The sequence below is a fragment of the Pseudomonas sp. NPDC086581 genome, assembly GCF_044746165.1.
Classification (GTDB): domain Bacteria; phylum Pseudomonadota; class Gammaproteobacteria; order Pseudomonadales; family Pseudomonadaceae; genus Pseudomonas.
The window spans coordinates 201,077-218,148 of record NZ_JBIVBR010000009.1 but is presented as its reverse complement, the minus strand read 5'-3'; the positions used below and the strand labels follow the sequence as shown (position 1 = coordinate 218,148).

19 protein-coding genes are annotated in these 17,072 nt (G+C 66.8%); all 19 read left to right on the top strand.

Annotation, left to right across the window (positions count from 1 at the left end):
- Positions 1–70 precede the first annotated feature (70 nt).
- The 19 genes from ACIPK7_RS19400 (at position 71) to ACIPK7_RS19310 (ending at position 17,041) form a co-directional block, all read left to right on the top strand.
- The gene (locus ACIPK7_RS19400; RefSeq protein WP_192431759.1) at positions 71–955 is read left to right on the top strand and encodes an ABC transporter substrate-binding protein; all 885 of its coding nucleotides are present in this window, start codon (positions 71–73) and stop codon (positions 953–955) included.
- 194 nt (positions 956–1,149) lie between these two features.
- Entirely contained in the window at positions 1,150–1,809 is a 660-nt protein-coding gene (locus ACIPK7_RS19395) for a DedA family protein (RefSeq protein WP_045217026.1), read from the top strand.
- Positions 1,810–1,815: 6 nt separating this feature from the next.
- Positions 1,816–2,634 (top strand): zinc-dependent peptidase, encoded by an 819-nt coding sequence (locus ACIPK7_RS19390; protein WP_401089608.1) that lies wholly within the window; start codon positions 1,816–1,818, stop codon positions 2,632–2,634.
- 80 nt (positions 2,635–2,714) lie between these two features.
- On the top strand, positions 2,715–3,245 hold the full coding sequence (ppa, locus tag ACIPK7_RS19385) for an inorganic diphosphatase (RefSeq protein WP_017521720.1): 531 nt from the start codon (positions 2,715–2,717) through the stop codon (positions 3,243–3,245).
- Between the two features lie 320 nt (positions 3,246–3,565).
- Entirely contained in the window at positions 3,566–4,201 is a 636-nt protein-coding gene (locus tag ACIPK7_RS19380; RefSeq protein ID WP_401089606.1) for an START domain-containing protein, read from the top strand.
- Between the two features lie 127 nt (positions 4,202–4,328).
- Entirely contained in the window at positions 4,329–4,574 is a 246-nt protein-coding gene (locus ACIPK7_RS19375; RefSeq protein WP_192431762.1) for an exodeoxyribonuclease VII small subunit, read from the top strand.
- Complete coding sequence (gene ispA, locus ACIPK7_RS19370) at positions 4,571–5,458, top strand: (2E,6E)-farnesyl diphosphate synthase (RefSeq protein WP_401089604.1); 888 nt, start codon at positions 4,571–4,573, stop codon at positions 5,456–5,458. The genes ACIPK7_RS19375 and ispA overlap by 4 nt, the downstream gene beginning before the upstream one ends.
- A gap of 132 nt (positions 5,459–5,590) precedes the next feature.
- A complete protein-coding gene (locus ACIPK7_RS19365) occupies positions 5,591–6,265 on the top strand; it encodes a GntR family transcriptional regulator (RefSeq protein ID WP_401089603.1) in 675 nt (224 codons plus the stop codon).
- A gap of 112 nt (positions 6,266–6,377) precedes the next feature.
- Complete coding sequence (locus ACIPK7_RS19360; protein ID WP_401089601.1) at positions 6,378–7,322, top strand: 4-hydroxyproline epimerase; 945 nt, start codon at positions 6,378–6,380, stop codon at positions 7,320–7,322.
- The gene (locus ACIPK7_RS19355; protein WP_401089599.1) at positions 7,319–8,431 is read left to right on the top strand and encodes an NAD(P)/FAD-dependent oxidoreductase; all 1,113 of its coding nucleotides are present in this window, start codon (positions 7,319–7,321) and stop codon (positions 8,429–8,431) included. Before ACIPK7_RS19360 ends, ACIPK7_RS19355 begins: the two co-directional genes overlap by 4 nt.
- Positions 8,424–8,660 (top strand): 2Fe-2S iron-sulfur cluster-binding protein, encoded by a 237-nt coding sequence (locus ACIPK7_RS19350; RefSeq protein WP_192431766.1) that lies wholly within the window; start codon positions 8,424–8,426, stop codon positions 8,658–8,660. The genes ACIPK7_RS19355 and ACIPK7_RS19350 overlap by 8 nt, the downstream gene beginning before the upstream one ends.
- A complete protein-coding gene (locus tag ACIPK7_RS19345) occupies positions 8,657–9,904 on the top strand; it encodes an FAD-dependent oxidoreductase (RefSeq protein ID WP_401089597.1) in 1,248 nt (415 codons plus the stop codon). Before ACIPK7_RS19350 ends, ACIPK7_RS19345 begins: the two co-directional genes overlap by 4 nt.
- Before the next feature lie 66 nt (positions 9,905–9,970).
- Positions 9,971–10,750: an AraC family transcriptional regulator gene (locus ACIPK7_RS19340; protein ID WP_192431768.1), complete on the top strand. Its 780-nt coding sequence runs from the start codon at positions 9,971–9,973 to the stop codon at positions 10,748–10,750.
- 433 nt (positions 10,751–11,183) lie between these two features.
- Entirely contained in the window at positions 11,184–11,990 is an 807-nt protein-coding gene (locus ACIPK7_RS19335) for a transporter substrate-binding domain-containing protein (RefSeq protein ID WP_192431769.1), read from the top strand.
- 70 nt (positions 11,991–12,060) lie between these two features.
- Positions 12,061–13,779, top strand: a complete 1,719-nt coding sequence (locus tag ACIPK7_RS19330) for an aconitase X (protein ID WP_401089595.1) — start codon at positions 12,061–12,063, stop codon at positions 13,777–13,779.
- Complete coding sequence (locus ACIPK7_RS19325) at positions 13,779–14,444, top strand: amino acid ABC transporter permease (protein ID WP_045216994.1); 666 nt, start codon at positions 13,779–13,781, stop codon at positions 14,442–14,444. Before ACIPK7_RS19330 ends, ACIPK7_RS19325 begins: the two co-directional genes overlap by 1 nt.
- A gap of 11 nt (positions 14,445–14,455) precedes the next feature.
- On the top strand, positions 14,456–15,106 hold the full coding sequence (locus tag ACIPK7_RS19320) for an amino acid ABC transporter permease (RefSeq protein ID WP_401089593.1): 651 nt from the start codon (positions 14,456–14,458) through the stop codon (positions 15,104–15,106).
- The gene (locus ACIPK7_RS19315; RefSeq protein WP_024764659.1) at positions 15,099–15,821 is read left to right on the top strand and encodes an amino acid ABC transporter ATP-binding protein; all 723 of its coding nucleotides are present in this window, start codon (positions 15,099–15,101) and stop codon (positions 15,819–15,821) included. The genes ACIPK7_RS19320 and ACIPK7_RS19315 overlap by 8 nt, the downstream gene beginning before the upstream one ends.
- A gap of 188 nt (positions 15,822–16,009) precedes the next feature.
- On the top strand, positions 16,010–17,041 hold the full coding sequence (locus tag ACIPK7_RS19310; RefSeq protein ID WP_401089591.1) for a proline racemase family protein: 1,032 nt from the start codon (positions 16,010–16,012) through the stop codon (positions 17,039–17,041).
- Positions 17,042–17,072 lie beyond the last annotated feature (31 nt).

The following is a 17,072-nucleotide window of genomic DNA, read 5'->3' as shown; positions in this document are numbered from 1 at the left end:
GGCATCGGCGGGCCGGGCGCATTAAAGTGCCATCAGTGCACTTGTTGCGGCCTCCGCTTGAAGGGATCACATGCGTATTTCCCTGCTTGTTCTGCGCACCGCCTGTCTCTGTTTCGCCATCCTGGGCGCCAACGCCCAGGCCCAGACCCTGCGCGTCGCCACCCTGGAGTGGGCCCCTTACGTCGGTAGCGACCTGCCGGGCAACGGGCTGGCCAGCCGCATACTCAGCGAAGCCCTGGCGCTCAATGGCGACAAAGCCGAACTGGTCTTCCTGCCCTGGCAACGAGCCCTCAACGAAACCCGCGAAGGCCGTTTCGACGCACTGATGCCGGCTTATTTGTCGCCGGACCGCAGCCAGGACTTCTACACCTCGATGCCGCTGCTGGACTCCCAGCTCGGCTTCTTCCGCCGTCGCGACCGCGCCCTGCCGATCAACCCGCGCGACCTCGACACCTTGCGCCCCTACCGCATCGGCGTGGTACGCGGTTACGTCAATCAGGAAAGCTTCGACGACGCCGACTTCCTCAACAAGGACGTGGTCAGCAGCGACTGGCAGAACCTGGAGAAACTGCTGCGCGGGCGCATCGACCTGGCCGTGGTGGACCGCTACACCGGCTACCAGTTGCTCAGCCAGAACGCCCCGGCGCTGCGTGAGCAACTGGAGTTCGTCGAACCGCCGCTGGAGGTCAAGCCGCTCTACGTGCTGGTGCCGAAGAAGCGCGCAGAAGGCGAAGCCCTGGCCGCCAGCCTCGACCGCGGCCTGCGCACCCTGCGCCGCAGTGGCCGCCTTCAGCAACTGATTGCCGAGGCCCGCCTGGAAAACGCAATGAACACCCGAGAAGTCGCCGCGCATCCGCTGGCCGAGCAGTTGCCAGCGACCAGCAACCAACACGGCGCCGCACTTTCGCCTCGGACCCAGACGAGCCTGCTGAGCTGGCAGGCAAGCCTGCTCTGACGTCCCAGAAGGCGCTGCGCCGGCATTTGTCACAAGGCGTTGCCGCGCTCACAGCGACAGGATTTTCACGCAGAAGCTGTAATATCCTCCCGCGGACCTCCCTCGCAGGATACGACGGAGCGCGCCCCCGGCAGCCTGGCCGAGCCTTATAATAGGCGGCCCGGCCGTTCACCTTGTTGTCAGACAGGCTTCTCATGGAATTCAACCCGATCGACCTGATTCTCCACCTCGACTCCTACCTGTCGCTGGCGGTAGCCAACTATGGCACCTGGATCTACGCCATCCTCTTCCTGGTGATCTTCTGCGAAACCGGCCTGGTGGTGACGCCCTTCCTGCCGGGCGACTCCCTGCTCTTCATCGCCGGCGCCATCTGCGCCACCGGCGGCATGGACCCGTGGATGCTCGGCGGCCTGCTGCTGCTCGCGGCGATCAGCGGCGACAGCACCAACTACGTGATCGGCCGAACCCTGGGAAAGCGCCTGTTCAGCAACCCGAACTCCAAGGTCTTCCGCCGCGACTACCTGGACCAGACCCACGCCTTCTACGAACGCCACGGTGGCAAGACCGTGACCCTGGCGCGCTTCCTGCCCATCGTGCGGACCTTCGCCCCCTTCGTCGCCGGCATGGCCTACATGCCCTACGCACGCTTCCTGTTCTTCAGCGTGGCCGGCAGCATCGCCTGGGTCGGCGGCCTGGTGACCCTGGGCTTCTTCTTCGGCAACGTGCCGTTCATCAAACAGAACCTCTCGGTGATGATCGTCGCCATCATCGCCTTCTCCCTGGTGCCCATGCTGATCGGCTTCATCCGCCACAAGCTGCGCCCCTCGGCCAAGGCCCAGCCCGGCGAGCACTGATCCCCCATGTGGTCCTTCAGCGCCTGGCGCCGCCGGCGCTTCCTCGCCCGCTATCCGCTCGATGCACAGCTATGGGCGCAGGTGCGCCGGCACCTGCCGATCCTCGACGGTCTGAGCGAAGAGGAGCTGCGCCGGCTCGGCGAGCGGGCGCTGCTGTTCCTGCGCGACAAGCGCCTCTCGCCGCTGCCGGGCATCGAACTGGATGACTACCGCCGCCTGCTGCTGGCTACGCAGGCCGAGCTTCCGCTGCTGCACCTGCCGGACCTGAACTGGTACGGCGGTTTCCATGAGCTGGTGCTCTACCCCGACGACTTCGTCAGCCCGCAGAAGCACCGCGACCCCGCGGGCGTCATGCACGAATTCGACGACGAGCGCGCCGGTGAAACCTCGCTGCAGGGCCCGGTGATCCTCGCCTGGCCTGGCGTGGAAAGCGGCGGCGGCTGGGAAGCCTACAACCTGGTGATCCACGAACTGGCGCACAAGCTCGACATGCTCAATGGCGATGCCAACGGGATGCCACCGCTGCACCGCGACATGCGCGTCGCCGACTGGGCCACCGCGATGCAGGCCGCCTACGACGACCTGAACCGCCAGCTCGACCACAACCCACAGGCGCACACCGCCATCGACCCGTACGCGGCGGAGAATCCGGCAGAGTTCTTCGCCGTCACCAGCGAATACTTCTTTACCGCTCCGGACCTCCTTCAGGCGGCCTATCCCAAAGTCTATGAACAGCTTTCGCTGTTCTACCGGCAAGATCCCCTCGCGCGCCTGCACAGGCTGCAGGCCGAGCACCCCGAATATCAGGAAACTCAGGCCCACTAGGCGATGTCTGTGGCTTGGACACGGCAATCTGCCTATAATCCGCCGCACTTTTTCGGCCCGACCACTATCTGGAGTCGTCCATGAGCTACAGCAGCATCCCGGCTGGCAAAGACCTGCCGAACGACATTTACGTCGCCATCGAGATCCCGGCCAACCACGCGCCGATCAAGTACGAAATCGACAAGGACACCGACTGCCTGTTCGTCGACCGTTTCATGGCCACCCCGATGTTCTACCCGGCCAACTACGGCTTCATCCCGAACACCCTGGCCGACGACGGTGACCCCCTGGACGTGCTGGTCGTGACCCCGTACCCGGTCGCTCCGGGCTCCGTGATCCGCGCCCGTCCGGTTGGCGTGCTGAACATGAGCGACGAAGCCGGCGGCGACGCCAAGCTGATCGCCGTACCGCACGACAAGCTGACCGTCCTGTACAAGGACGTGAAGGAATACACCGACCTGCCGGCCCTGCTGCTGGAGCAGATCAAGCACTTCTTCGAGAACTACAAGGATCTCGAGAAGGGCAAGTGGGTGAAGGTCGAAGGCTGGGGCGACGCCGCCCAGGCTCACGACTACATCACCAAGGCCGTCGCCGCCTTCCAGGCCAAGTGATGGTGGCGCGGGTGACCGCGCCGTGAAGAGCCCCGCCCTGGCGGGGCCTTTTCATGACCGGGATTAGGCTTTTCGTCCCGACTTTGCTACCATCTGCGCCCCCGCACGCAGCCCGCTGCGCTGCCACAGAATCAAGGCGGTCCGCCCTACCAGAAGTAAGGTTGGACCACCCCCTGAAAGCCGGCCACAAGCCGGCTTTTTTAATGCCTGCGATTTGGCCCGCGCAGCCTGCGCGATTCCCCGCCAGACCGCTCGCCGGCCAATGCGCTGCTGTCACCGGCCAGGCATAAGATCGAATTATTCCCCCCCGGTCCGCTGTCATGAAACGCTCTCCATCCCTGCTGCTTGCCCTGCTGCTGACTTCCCCCGCGCTTGCCCAGGCGCAGGCGCAGGCGGCGGAGTGGACGCTGGCCAAGAACCAGGACGGCGTGCAGGTTTACCTGAGCGAGGTGCCCGGCTCGCGCTACAAGAGCTTCCGCGGCGTCACCCTGGTGAAGGCCGACATCGCCACCCTCGGCCACCTGCAGGAAAACCTGCGCGTCTCCTGTGCCTGGCTGTACTCCTGTGCTCAGATGCGCCTGCTCAAGTACAGCGACGAAGCCATCTGGGTCTACCTCGACACCAAGCTACCCTGGCCCGCCGCCCCACGCGACCTGGTGCTGAAGGTGCGCACCGAGGAAACCCCGGACGGCGGCATGATCCGCCACCTGCAGGCCGCGCCAGACTACCTCCCGCCGGTGAAGGACCGCATCCGCGTGCCCAGCGTCTCGGGCACTTGGCAGATGGTTCCCAAGGGCCCGAAGCTCACCGAAGTCACCTACGAAATGCGCGGCGAACCGGGCGGCAGCGTGCCGTCGTGGCTGGCGAACCAGTTCGTGGTGGATGCGCCGTTCGAGTCGCTGCGCATGTTGAAAGTGGTGGCGGAGCACCAGGGCGTGCGCGACGGCGGCTACTAGCAAGTTGGTCCGACAGTAGTGCGGGCAAGGCTGGCGGCGGAGCTCGCTGCGTGCCCGAAGATTTGCCCGCAAAGCCCGTCTCTGCTAGTGTCGCGAGGTTTCCGAATACCCCCGCCGAGATGTCCGCATGGCCCGCAAGAAAGCTTCCCTCGACTTCGAACAGTCCCTCGCCGAGCTGCAAACGCTGGTGGAGCGCCTGGAAAGCGGCGAGCTGTCGCTGGAGGATTCGCTGGGTGCCTTCGAGCAGGGCATCCGCCTGACCCGCGACTGCCAGGCAGCGCTGACCCAGGCGGAGCAGAAGGTGCAGATCCTTCTGGAACGCGACGGCGAGCTGAGCGAAGCGTCCTTCGATCCGGAAGGCGAAGACGCATGATCGCCGCGTACCAAGCGCGCTGTACGGCGCGTGTCGATGCTGCGCTGGAAAAACTCTTCGTCGCCCCCCGTGAAGAACTCACGCGTATCTACGCCGCCATGCGCTATAGCGTGGTCAACGGTGGCAAGCGCGTGCGTCCACTGCTGGCCTACGCGGCCTGCGAAGCCCTGGGTGGCGAGGCCGAACGCGCCGATGGCGCGGCCTGCGCGGTAGAGCTGATCCACGCCTACTCCCTGGTGCACGACGACCTGCCGGCCATGGACGACGACGACCTGCGCCGCGGCCAGCCGACCACCCACATCGCCTTCGACGAAGCCTGCGCGATCCTCGCCGGCGACGGCCTGCAGGCGCTGGCATTCGAGGTGATCGGTAACGCCCGGCTCAATCCGCAGGATGCCCAGACCCGTCTGGACATGCTGCTGGCCCTCACCCGCGCCGCCGGTTCCGCCGGCATGGTCGGCGGCCAGGCCATCGACCTCGAATCAGTGGGCCGCAGGATCGACCAGGCGGCGCTGGAAACCATGCACCGGCACAAGACCGGCGCGCTGATCGAAGCCAGCGTCCAGCTTGGCGCCCTGGCCAGCGGCCGCGCCGACGACGCCTCCCTGGACGCTCTGCGCCGCTACGCCGAGGCCATCGGCCTGGCGTTCCAGGTGCAGGACGACATCCTCGACGTGGAAAGCGACACCGCGACCCTCGGCAAGACCCAAGGCAAGGATCAGGCCCACGACAAGCCGACCTATCCCTCCCTGCTCGGTCTCGATGCCGCCAAGGCCTACGCCCTGGCCCTGCGCGACCAGGCGCTGGCCGCGCTGGACGGTTTCGGCGACAGCGCCGAGCCGCTGCGCGCGCTCGCCCGCTATATAGTCGAACGCCGCAACTGATCTCCTCGGCACGCGCATTGCGTGTGCAAATCCCGTGAATCGCCCATTGCGATGACCGCTCGCCGGTGCTTCACTGCATTACCTGGATTTCGTATACCATATCCGACAAAATCCACCTGACCGGACTGCATCGTGCCGCTACGCAACGCCCCCAACCTGGGTATCGTCCCCTCCGCCTCGGAGACCATTGCCAAGCACCTGCGCGAGGCGATCATTTCTGGCCAGATGGCGGAAAACGAGCCAATTCGCCAGGACGACATCGCGCAGATCTTCAACGTCAGCAAGATCCCCGTGCGCGAAGCGCTCAAGCGCCTGGAAGCCGAAGGCTTGGTGGAGTTCCAGCGCAACAAGGGCGCACTGGTGACGAAGATTTCCGAGCCGGAACTAGCGCAGATGTTCGAGGTGCGTGTCGTCCTCGAAGCACAGGCAATCCGCCTCGCGGTGCCCAACATGACCGCCGAGACGTTCGAGCGCGCCGAGCGTATCTGTGCCGAGTTCGTCGGCGAGGACGATGTCGGCCGCTGGGCAGAACTGAACTGGGAACTGCATGCCTGCCTCTACGAGCCGGCTCAACGGCCCTACCTGGTCGGCCTGATCCGCTCGATCCACGACAAGCTGGAGCGCTACCTACGCATGCAGATGAGCCTCTCCTCGGGCAAGGAGCGCGCGGACCACGAGCACCACGACATCCTTGATGCCTGCCGCGCCGGCGATGGCGAGCGGGCTGCGCGCCTGCTGGAAGAGCACATCAACGGCGTCTGCCGCACGCTCTACGAGCACCTGCCGAACCGGCCGACGCCGAGTTAGACAAAACTGTCCGCTGTGCCGATTTCATCATCGGCCCAGCGGAAAACCCTCAAGCTGCAATCCCCTCCTCGCGCCACCCTAGGGTCAACAACAAGACACCCCAGGTGGCAGCATGAAACGCATCCAGGTTCTCGATTCCCACACCGGCGGCGAACCCACTCGCCTGGTGCTCGACGGCTTTCCCGACCTGGGCAAGGGCAGCATGGCCGAACGCCGCGCGCTGCTGGCCGAACAGCACGACAGCTGGCGCGCCGCGACCGTGCTGGAGCCACGCGGCAGCGACGTACTGGTCGGCGCGCTGCTCTGCGAGCCGGTGGACCCGAGCGCCTGCGCCGGCGTGATCTTCTTCAACAATACCGGCTACCTGGGCATGTGCGGCCACGGCACCATCGGCCTGGTGGTCTCGCTGGCGCACCTGGGACGCATCGGCCCCGGCACGCACAAGATCGAGACGCCGGTCGGCACCGTCGAAGCGACCCTGCACGACGACCGCTCGGTGAGCGTGCGCAACGTCCCCTCCTACCGCTACCGCAAGCAAGTGCCGGTGCAAGTGCCTGGCCATGGGCTGGTGCACGGCGACATCGCCTGGGGCGGCAACTGGTTCTTCCTGATCTCCGATCACGGCCTGCGCGTCGCCGGCGACAACCTCGACGAGCTGACTGCCTACACGGTCGCCGTGCAGAAGGCGCTGGAAGACCAGGGCATCCGTGGCGAGGACGGCGGGCTGATCGACCACATCGAACTGTTCGCCGACGACCCCGAAGCGGACAGCCGCAACTACGTACTCTGCCCCGGCAAGGCCTACGACCGCTCGCCCTGCGGCACCGGCACCAGCGCCAAGCTGGCATGCCTGGCCGCCGACGGCAAGCTCGCCGCCGGCGCTGCCTGGCGCCAGGCCAGCGTGATCGGCAGTCAGTTCGAAGGGCGCTTCGAATGGGCCGGCGAGTCGGCCGAAGGGCACATCATCCCGACCATCCGTGGCCGCGCCAACATCAGCGCCGAAGCCACCCTGCTGCTGGAAGAGGACGACCCCTTCGCCTGGGGCATCCGCCCGTGAGCGATGCGGACATCATCGTCATCGGCGCCGGCATAGTAGGCGCCGCCTGCGCCCACGCCCTCGCCCGTCGCGGGCTGGACGTACTGGTGCTGGATGCGCGCCTGCCCGGCGCCACCGCCGTCGGCATGGGGCATCTGCTGGTGCTCGACGACAACGCCGCCGAACTGGCGCTGAGCAACTACTCGCTGCAGCGCTGGCGCGAGTGGGGCCACGACATGCCAGCCGAATGCGCCTACCGCAGCAACGGCACGATGTGGCTGGCCGCCAATGACGAAGAGATGGCCGAAGCCGAGCGCAAGTTCGCCGTGCTGCGCGAGCACGGCGTCGCTGCGAAACTGCTGAACAGCGCCGAGCTGCAGCAGGAAGAACCCGAGCTGCGCAGCGACCTGCACGGCGGGCTGGAAATCACCGGCGACGGCATTCTCTACGCGCCGCGCGCCGCCGCCTGGCTGCTGGAATCGGCGCTGAAGCCGATCCGCCAGCGCCAGGCAAAAGTGGTGGAAATCGACGAACCCCGCGTGCGCCTCGACAGCGGCCAGTGGCTGAGCGCCAGGGCCGTAGTGCTGGCCAACGGCATCCAGGCCGGCGAGCTCTGCCCCGGCCTGCCCATCGAGCCGAAGAAGGGCCACCTGCTGATCACCGACCGCTACCCCGGCAAGGTGCGCCGCACCCTGGTCGAGCTCGGCTACGTGACCAGCGCGCACAACGCCAGCGGCCCGTCGGTGGCCTGCAACATCCAGCCGCGCCCCACCGGGCAGTTGTTCATCGGCGCGTCGCGGCAGTTCGGCACCACCGACCCGCAGGTGGAAGGCTGGATGCTGGCGAAGATGCTGCGCCGCGCCGTGGACTACATGCCCGGCCTGGCCAGCCTCAACGTGATCCGCAGCTGGGCCGGGTTCCGCGCCGCCAGCCCCGACGGCATGCCGCTGGTGGGCGAACATCCGCAGCGCCCCGGCCTGTGGCTGGCGGTCGGCCACGAAGGCCTCGGCGTGACCACCGCGCCCGGCACCGCCGACCTGCTCGCCGCGCAGCTGTGCGATGAGCCGCTGCCGCTGCCGGCCGAACCCTATTCCCCGCGCCGCTTCCTCGGAGCCAACGTCCATGCCTGAGCTGATCCTCGACGGCCGCCCGCTGCGCGTCGCTGCCGGCACCACGGTCGCCGCCGCGCTCGCCCTGGGCGGTGACGGCACCACGCGCACCTCGGTCAGCGGCCAGCGTCGCGCGCCGCTGTGCGGCATGGGCGTCTGCCAGGAATGCCGGGTGAACATCGACGGCCAGCGCCGCCTGGCCTGCCAGACCCTTTGCCGCGACGGCATGCAGGTGGAGACCCGCCCATGAACGCTGCGGCCGATATCGTCATCATCGGCGCCGGCCCGGCCGGGCTGTCCGCCGCCCTCGCTGCCGCGCCGAGCGGCGCCAGTATCGTCATCCTCGACGATAACCCGCTGCCCGGCGGGCAGATCTGGCGCGACGGGCCCAATGCACACCTGCCGCGCGCCGCCACCGAGCTACGCGAGCAAGTGGCCGCCTGCGCCAACATCAGGATTCACAACGGCACGCGCGTGGTCGCGCAGGCCGGCGAGCGCGGCCTGCTGCTGGAAGAGTTCGAGCGCGGCTGGCGCCTGGACTACCGCAAGCTGATCCTCTGCACCGGCGCCCGCGAACTGCTGCTGCCCTTCCCCGGCTGGACACTGCCCGGCGTCACCGGCGCGGGCGGCCTGCAGGCGCTGGTCAAAGGCGGCGTGCCGGTCGATGGGCTGCGCGTGGTGATTGCCGGCAGCGGCCCGCTGTTGCTCGCCAGCGCCGCCACTGCCCGCGCCAACGGCGCAAAAATCCTGCGCATTTCCGAACAGGCGTCCTGGCCTGCGCTCGCGCGTTTCGCCATGAAGCTGCCGCGCTGGCCGAACAAGCTGCTGCAGTCCTTCGGTCTGTATGACCCGGCCTACCGCGCCGACAGCCATGTGGTCGCCGCCCTGGGTAGCGATCACCTGGAAGCCGTACGAATCAGCCAGGGCGGCAAGCTGACGGAAATCGCCTGCGACCGGCTGGCCTGCGGCTTTGGCCTGATCCCCAACGTGCAACTCGGCCAGGCGCTGGGCTGCACGGTGGACGACGGCGCGATCCGTGTGGATGCCTGGCAGGCGAGCAGTCGCGATGGCATCTACGCGGCGGGCGAATGCACCGGCTTCGGCGGGTCGGAAAAATCCCTGGTGGAAGGCCGCATCGCCGGCCACGCGGCGGTCGGTGAGCACGACCGCGCCCGCGAGCTCTGGTCGCAGCGCCAGCGCTGGCAGGGCTTCGCCGACGCCCTGAAGCGCGATTTCGCCCTCGACCCACGCCTGAACCAACTGGCCCAGCCGGACACCCTGGTCTGCCGCTGCGAAGACGTGCCCTACTCGGCGCTGGCCGGCAAACCGGACTGGACCGCCGCCAAACTCGCCAGCCGCTGCGGCATGGGCGCCTGCCAGGGCCGCGTGTGCGGCGCGGCGGCGAAGCAGCTGTTCGGCTGGCAACCACCGGCGCCGCGCCCGCCGTTCAGCCCGGCACGGGTCGAGACCTTGTTGCAGCTGGCTGAAGACTGAAAGACGGCGGATAACGCCCGAGGCGTTATTCGCCCTACCACGAAGGCCCTTCGCCCCATATTCTCCATGTTCCGACAGCCAACCCGCTTCCCGATGCACGACCTGATCCCCCAGGGCGCCCGCGACCTGGACAGCCTGCTGCAGACTTTCCGGCAGATAGCCCCGCTGCTCGATGCCATGCCCGGCGTGGTGTTCTTCATCAAGGACACCGCGGCGCGCTACGTGCTGGTCAACCAGACCCTGGCACGGCGCTGTGGCGTGAAGGACGCCAGCGAACTGCTCGGACGCACCGCCGAGGACGTCTTCCCCTCGCGCTTCGGCCCGATCTACACCGAGCAAGACCGCCGCGTGCTGGAAACCGGCGGCCAGCTCAGCGACCAGTTGGAGTTGCACCTCTACCCCGGCCGCCAGCCCGGCTGGTGCCTGACCCACAAGCTGGCGCTGCGCGATGCGGACGGCGCAGTGATCGGCATGGCGGGGATTTCCAGCGACCTGCAGGCGGCGCAGTCCACGCACCCGGCGTACCAGCGCCTGGCGGCGGTGGATGCCTACATCCGCGAGCATTTCGACAAGCCGATCAACCTCGGCGAGTTGACCGAGCTGGCGGGGCTGTCCGTCGCCCAGCTGGAGCGCCACTGCAAGCGCATCTTCCAGCTCACCCCACGGCAGATGATCCACAAGGCGCGCCTGGGCGCGGCCACCCGCCTGCTGGGTGAAGACCTGCCAATCACCGAGATCGCCCTGCGCTGCGGCTACACCGACCACAGCGCCTTCAGCCGGCAGTTCCGCGCGCTAACCGGGCTGTCGCCGACGCAGTATCGCGAGTCCCAATCCGCTACCAACTGACTGGACACCGTAGGGCGGATAAAGCGTGCCGCTTTATGCGCCCTACGGAGGCGATGCGGCGAACGCCCTGCGCACGTGCCTGGGCGCTTCGCGAGCAAGCTCGCTCCTACAGGTTTGCACCGGCGCTCTTCGTAGGACCGAGGGGGGCGCCTAGCCCTTGCTCGCGAACGCTTTTCCTCCCCACTCAGCGAAAGCTCGCCGAGTGCTCCCATAAGGGGCAGCGAAACACGCTGGTGCTTCATTCGGTAACAGCACTCGGAACTCGCCTACGACCTCTTGGGAACGCTCTCGCTGACCAATCCCTTCAAACACCGGGCTTTGCGACCCACGGGTCACGCCGAGTGATTTCTGGCACATGCCTTGCTCTAAAAAATATCGTATACGAAATCCATAATACAAAACTGCTGCACAACACTGACTCAGAGAGGCCCCAATGAAATTCTCCCGAATTGCTCTAGCCCTCACCGCTGTGTTCATCGTCGGTCAGGCCCAGGCTGACAAACTCGACGACATCATCGAATCGGGCAAGCTGCGCTGTGCCGTGACCCTGGACTTCCCGCCGATGGGCTCGCGCGATGCGCAGAACAACCCGGTCGGCTTCGACGTGGACTACTGCAACGATCTGGCGAAAGTGCTGGGCGTGACCGCCGAAGTCGTCGAGACGCCCTTCCCCGATCGTATCCCCGCGCTGGTTTCCGGCCGCGCCGACGTGATCGTCGCCTCCACCTCCGACACCCTGGAGCGCGCCAAGACGGTCGCCATGACCATCCCCTACTTCGCCTTCCAGATGGTGGTGCTGACCCGCGAAGACACCGGCATCACCAAGTACGAGGACATCAAGGATCGCCCGGTAGGAAATACCAGCGGCACCTACGAAGCCATCGCTCTGGAGAAGGACGTGAAGAAGTGGGGCGGCAAGGGCAGCTTCCGCGCCTACCAGAGCCAGAACGACACCATCCTCGCCGTCGCCCAGGGGCACATCGACGCCACCGTGGTGACCAACACCGTCGCCGCTTCCACGCTCAAGTCCGGTAAGTACAAGGGCCTGAAGGTCGTCGGTAACGCGCCCTACGTGATCGACTACGTCTCGCTGGCCGCCGCGCGCAACGAGTACGGCCTGATCCATTACCTCAACCTCTTCGTCAACCAACAGGTCCGCACCGGCCGCTACGCCGAGCTGTACGAGAAGTGGGTCGGCGGCGCCCCGGTCGATCTCACCGTTCCCCACGTGTACTACTGACAGCGGGTGCGACATGTCTTCGATGCAGGCTTCAAGGGTGCAGGACTCACGCCTTACCGGGCGGGTCCTGATGGGGGGTAGCGCCGAAGGGGCGCTACTGTCCGCCGACACCGGGCTGAGCTTCTGGGGAGGCGTCGAGCCTTTCACGGGCGAGGTCATCGACCGCCACCATCCGCTGTCGGGCAGCGTCCTGCCCGGCCGGGTGCTGGCGATTCCCAGCGGACGCGGCTCCTGTACCGGCAGCAGCGTGATGCTGGAGATACTGCTCAACGGCCACGCGCCGGCAGCGCTGCTGCTGGCCGAGCCGGACGAGATCCTCACCCTCGGTGTGCTGGTGGCGCAGGCGCTGTTCGGCCGCTCCATCCCGGTGCTGTGCCTGGGCAACGAGGGTTTCGAGCAGTTGTCCACGGGCGGCTGGGCCCGTATCGAAGACGGTCAGCTGACACTCAGCGCCGAGCGCCCTGCCGATGGCTGGCAGGGCGTGATGGCCAGCGACGCCGGCCCGCTGCCGGCAGGCCTGGCATTGACTGCCGGCGACCATGATTTGCTCGACGGCAAGCACGGCAAGGCCGCCCAGGCCGCCATGCAGATCGTCCTGCGCATGGCCGCGCTACAAGGCGCGAAGGATTTGCTCGATGTCGCCCAGGCGCACATCGACGGCTGCATCTATACCGGCCCCGCGAGCCTGCGCTTCGCCCGCCAGTTGGCGGACTGGGGCGGCAAAGTGAAAGTGCCGACCACCCTCAATTCCATCTCCGTGGATCACCGCCGCTGGCGCGAGTTGGGCGTCGACAAGGCCTTCGGCGAACCCGCCGCTGCGCTGGGCGATGCCTACATGGAGATGGGCGCGCAGATGAGCTACACCTGCGCGCCCTACCTGCTGGACAGCAAGCCGAGCCTTGGCGAACAGGTGGTCTGGGCCGAGTCCAACGCCGTGGTGTACGCCAACAGCGTGCTTGGCGCGCGGACCCTGAAGTACCCGGATTACCTCGATATCTGCATCGCCCTCACCGGCCGCGCGCCGAACGTCGGCAGCCACCGCGACGAAGGCCGGCTGGCGACGCTGCAGATTGATGTCGAACTGCCGGCCGCACACGACGAATCGATCTTCCCACTGCTCGGCTACCACATCGGCGAGCTGTGCGGCTCGCGCATCCCGGTGGTCGACGGCCTGCAGCCGCTGGCGCCGGACAGCGATGCACTGAAAGCCTTCGGCGCGGCCTTCGCCACCACCTCCGCCGCGCCGATGTTCCACATCGCCGGGATCACCCCGGAAGCGCCGGACGCCACCACCGCACTCGGTAAAAAGGCACCGCTGCAACACCTGCGCGTAACCCCGGCGGACCTGATCGCCTCCTGGCGCGAACTGGACCACGCCAGCGAGCCGACCGTGCAGTTGGTTTCACTGGGCAACCCGCACTTCTCCGCCAGCGAATGCGCGGACCTGGCGAAACTGGTCGCCGGGCGCCGCAAGCATCCGGGCGTCGCGCTGGTCATCGCGCTGGGTCGCGCCGTGCAGGAAAAGGCCCGTGCCGCCGGTGACGTGAAGGTGCTGGAAGACTTCGGCGCGCAACTGCTCAACGACACCTGCTGGTGCATGATCGGCGAACCGGTGATCCCGCCGGCCTGCACCACGCTGATGACCAACTCGGCGAAGTACGCCCACTACGGTCCGGGCCTGGCCGGGCGCCAGGTGCATTTCGGCAGCCTTGCCGCGTGCGTCGAGGCGGCCTGCAGCGCTCGCGCCGATGGCGGCGTGCCCAGCTGGCTGAGCGAGGGGGTACGCTGATGTTCAACTACAGCTTCCACTGGCGTTCCGCCTTCAAGGCCCTGCCGGACATGCTCGGCGGCGCCTGGGTGACCCTGGAGACGGCCGCGCTGTCGATGATCCTGGGCGTGCTCATCGCGCTGCTGCTGACCGTCATGCGGCAGATGAAGAACCCGCTGCTCAAGGGCTTCGCCGATACCTGGGTGTCCATCGCGCGCAACACCCCGTCGCTGTTCCAGATCTACATCCTCTACTTCGGCCTGGGTTCCTTCGGCCTGCACGTCAGCTCCTGGGTGGCGCTGCTGGCGGGGATCACCTTCAACAACGCCGGCTACCTCGCGGAGAACTTCCGCGGCGGCCTCAAGGCCGTGCCGGACACCCAGATGCGCGCCGCGCGCTCGCTGGGCATGAGCGCCTTCCAGGCGTACCGGATGATCATCGTTCCGCAGCTGCTGCGCATCGTCTATTACCCGCTGACGAACCAGATGGTCTGGGCGGTGCTGATGACTTCGCTGGGCGTGGTGGTAGGCCTGAACAACGACCTCACCGGCGTGACCCAGGACTTCAACGTGCGCACCTTCCGCACCTTCGAGTACTTCGCCCTGGCCGCGGTGCTCTATTACATCATCGCCAAGGTCATCGTGGCGGTCGCCCGCCTGTTGAGCTGGCGGCTGTTCCGCTACTAGGAGAAGCGCGCATGTTTTCCACGAGCTTCACCGTCAACGACCTGATGTTCCTGCTGCAAGGGGCCTGGGTCACCATCAAGCTGACCCTCGGCGCCATGCTCATCGGCACCCTCGCCGGCCTCGTGCTGGGCTGGCTGCGCGCCGCCCTGCCACGGGCCACGATGCCGGTCGGCTGGTTCCTCGACATTTTCAGAAGCGTGCCGCTGCTGATCCAGTTCGTGCTGTTCAACTCGCTCAAGAGCATCGTCGGCCTGAACTGGAGCGCCTTCACCGTCGGCTGCCTGGTACTGGGCGTCTACGCGGCGGCGTTCTGCACCGAGATCATCCGCAGCGGCATCCTCGCCGTCGGCCCGAACATCCGCCGCGCCAGCCGCTCGCTGGGCCTGACCTACTGGCAGGACCTGCGCTACATCGTGCTGCCGCTGGCGGCGCGGGTGGCCTTCCCCGGCTGGCTGAACCTGGTGCTGGGGGTGATGAAGGACACCGCGCTGGTCATGTGGATCGGCATCGTCGAACTGCTCCGCGCCTCGCAGACCATCGTGACGCGCATCCAGGAACCCCTGCTGGTGCTGTGCATCGCCGGGGTCATCTATTACCTCATGAGTTGGGTCGTGGCGCGCCTCGGCGCCCGGCTGGAACAAAGGTGGCAGGAAAATGATTGAAATCGACAACGTGCACAAAGCCTATGGCGACCTGGAAGTGGTCAAGGGCGTGAGCCTGACCGTGAAGAAGGGCGAAGTGGTCTCGATCATCGGCGGTTCAGGGTCGGGCAAGTCCACCCTGCTGATGTGCATCAACGGCCTGGAGCCGATCCAGCGCGGCAAGATCCGCGTCGACGGCATCGAGGTCCATGCCAAGACCACAGACCTGAACAAGCTGCGGCAGAAGATCGGCATCGTCTTCCAGCAGTGGAACGCCTTCCCGCACCTCACCGTGCTGGAGAACGTCATGCTCGCCCCGCGCAAGGTGCTCGGTCTGTCCAAGGAGGAGGCCGAGGCGATGGCGGTGAAGCAGCTCAAGCATGTGGGCCTGGGCGACAAGCTCAAGGTGTTCCCGCAGAAGCTCTCCGGCGGCCAGCAGCAGCGCATGGCGATTGCCCGAGCGCTGGCCATGTCGCCGGACTACATGCTGTTCGACGAAGCCACCTCGGCGCTCGATCCGCAGCTGGTGGGCGAGGTGCTCGACACCATGCGCCTGCTCGCCGAAGAGGGCATGACCATGGTCCTGGTGACACACGAGATCCGCTTCGCCCGCGACGTGTCCGACCGCGTGGCGTTCTTCCGCGAAGGGTTGGTGCACGAGATCGGCACGCCGGAGCAGGTGATTGGCAACCCGCAGCGGGCGGAGACGGCGGAGTTCCTGAGGTCGGTGAACTAGGTAATCGATATATAGGGGACAGGAGCCCCTCACCCTAACCCTGGCTGCGCGCCCCGCTCCTCAAACGGGAGAGGGGACCGTTCGGTGAAGGATAAAACCACAGCGTCAGCCGGCACGACCTGCCCCCTCTCCCTCTGGGAGAGGGCTGGGGTGAGGGAAGGCAGGCGGCACAGATCGAGGAGACAGCAATGCGTTCGAGCAAGATCATCCATGTGGTCAGTTGCCATGCCGAGGGCGAGGTCGGCGACGTCATCGTCGGCGGCGTCGCCCCGCCGCCGGGCGACACCGTGTGGGCGCAGTCGCGCTTCATCGCAAGCGACAACGTGCTGCGCAACTTCGTCCTCAATGAACCACGCGGCGGCGTGTTCCGCCACGTGAACTTGCTGGTCCCGCCCAAGGACCCGCGCGCGCAGATGGCCTGGATCATCATGGAGCCGGCCGACGTGCCGCCCATGTCCGGCTCCAACTCGCTGTGCGTCAGCACCGTGCTGCTCGACAGCGGCATCCTGCCGATGCAGGAGCCGCAAACGCGCCTGACCCTGGAAGCTCCCGGCGGGCTGATCGAGGCCGTGGCCGACTGCAAGGACGGCAAGGTCCAGCGCGTGGAAGTGCGCAACCTGCCCTCCTTCGCCGATAAGCTCGACGCCTGGATCGAAGTGGAAGGCCTCGGTTCGCTGCAGGTGGATACCGCCTACGGCGGCGACAGCTTCGTGCTGACCGATGCCCATTCGCTGGGCTTCACCCTGCACGCCTCGGAGGCTGCCGACCTGGTCGCCACCGGCCTGAAGATCACTCAGGCGGCGAACCAGCAACTGGGCTTCAGGCACCCGGAAAACCACGACTGGGCGCACATCTCCTTCTGCCAGCTGACCGCTCCGGTGGAGCGCGTCGACGGCGTCCTGCACGGCCGCAACGCAGTAGTCATCCGCCCCGGCAAGATCGACCGTTCGCCTTGCGGCACCGGCTGCTCGGCGCGCATGGCGGTGCTGCATGCCAAGGGCCAGCTGAAAGACGGCGAGCGCTTCGTCGGCCACTCGATCATCGATTCCAAGTTCCACTGCCGCATCGACGGCCTGACCAGCGTCGGCGGCAAACCGGCAATCCACCCCTGCATTTCCGGCCGAGCCTGGATCACCGGCACCCACCAGCACCTGCTCGACCCGTCCGACCCGTGGCCAGAAGGCTACCGGCTCTCGGATACCTGGCCGAACGGCTACTGATTTCCCCTTTTCAACCCTGATTCGCCGCGTA

Coding starts and splice junctions, on each gene's coding strand:
- ACIPK7_RS19400 (WP_192431759.1), top strand. CDS start 71: ATGCGTATTTCCCTGCTTGTTCTGCGCACCGCCTGTCTCTGTTTCGCC.
- ACIPK7_RS19395 (WP_045217026.1), top strand. CDS start 1,150: ATGGAATTCAACCCGATCGACCTGATTCTCCACCTCGACTCCTACCTG.
- ACIPK7_RS19390 (WP_401089608.1), top strand. CDS start 1,816: ATGTGGTCCTTCAGCGCCTGGCGCCGCCGGCGCTTCCTCGCCCGCTAT.
- ppa (WP_017521720.1), top strand. CDS start 2,715: ATGAGCTACAGCAGCATCCCGGCTGGCAAAGACCTGCCGAACGACATT.
- ACIPK7_RS19380 (WP_401089606.1), top strand. CDS start 3,566: ATGAAACGCTCTCCATCCCTGCTGCTTGCCCTGCTGCTGACTTCCCCC.
- ACIPK7_RS19375 (WP_192431762.1), top strand. CDS start 4,329: ATGGCCCGCAAGAAAGCTTCCCTCGACTTCGAACAGTCCCTCGCCGAG.
- ispA (WP_401089604.1), top strand. CDS start 4,571: ATGATCGCCGCGTACCAAGCGCGCTGTACGGCGCGTGTCGATGCTGCG.
- ACIPK7_RS19360 (WP_401089601.1), top strand. CDS start 6,378: ATGAAACGCATCCAGGTTCTCGATTCCCACACCGGCGGCGAACCCACT.
- ACIPK7_RS19350 (WP_192431766.1), top strand. CDS start 8,424: ATGCCTGAGCTGATCCTCGACGGCCGCCCGCTGCGCGTCGCTGCCGGC.
- ACIPK7_RS19345 (WP_401089597.1), top strand. CDS start 8,657: ATGAACGCTGCGGCCGATATCGTCATCATCGGCGCCGGCCCGGCCGGG.
- ACIPK7_RS19340 (WP_192431768.1), top strand. CDS start 9,971: ATGTTCCGACAGCCAACCCGCTTCCCGATGCACGACCTGATCCCCCAG.
- ACIPK7_RS19335 (WP_192431769.1), top strand. CDS start 11,184: ATGAAATTCTCCCGAATTGCTCTAGCCCTCACCGCTGTGTTCATCGTC.
- ACIPK7_RS19330 (WP_401089595.1), top strand. CDS start 12,061: ATGGGGGGTAGCGCCGAAGGGGCGCTACTGTCCGCCGACACCGGGCTG.
- ACIPK7_RS19325 (WP_045216994.1), top strand. CDS start 13,779: ATGTTCAACTACAGCTTCCACTGGCGTTCCGCCTTCAAGGCCCTGCCG.
- ACIPK7_RS19320 (WP_401089593.1), top strand. CDS start 14,456: ATGTTTTCCACGAGCTTCACCGTCAACGACCTGATGTTCCTGCTGCAA.
- ACIPK7_RS19315 (WP_024764659.1), top strand. CDS start 15,099: ATGATTGAAATCGACAACGTGCACAAAGCCTATGGCGACCTGGAAGTG.
- ACIPK7_RS19310 (WP_401089591.1), top strand. CDS start 16,010: ATGCGTTCGAGCAAGATCATCCATGTGGTCAGTTGCCATGCCGAGGGC.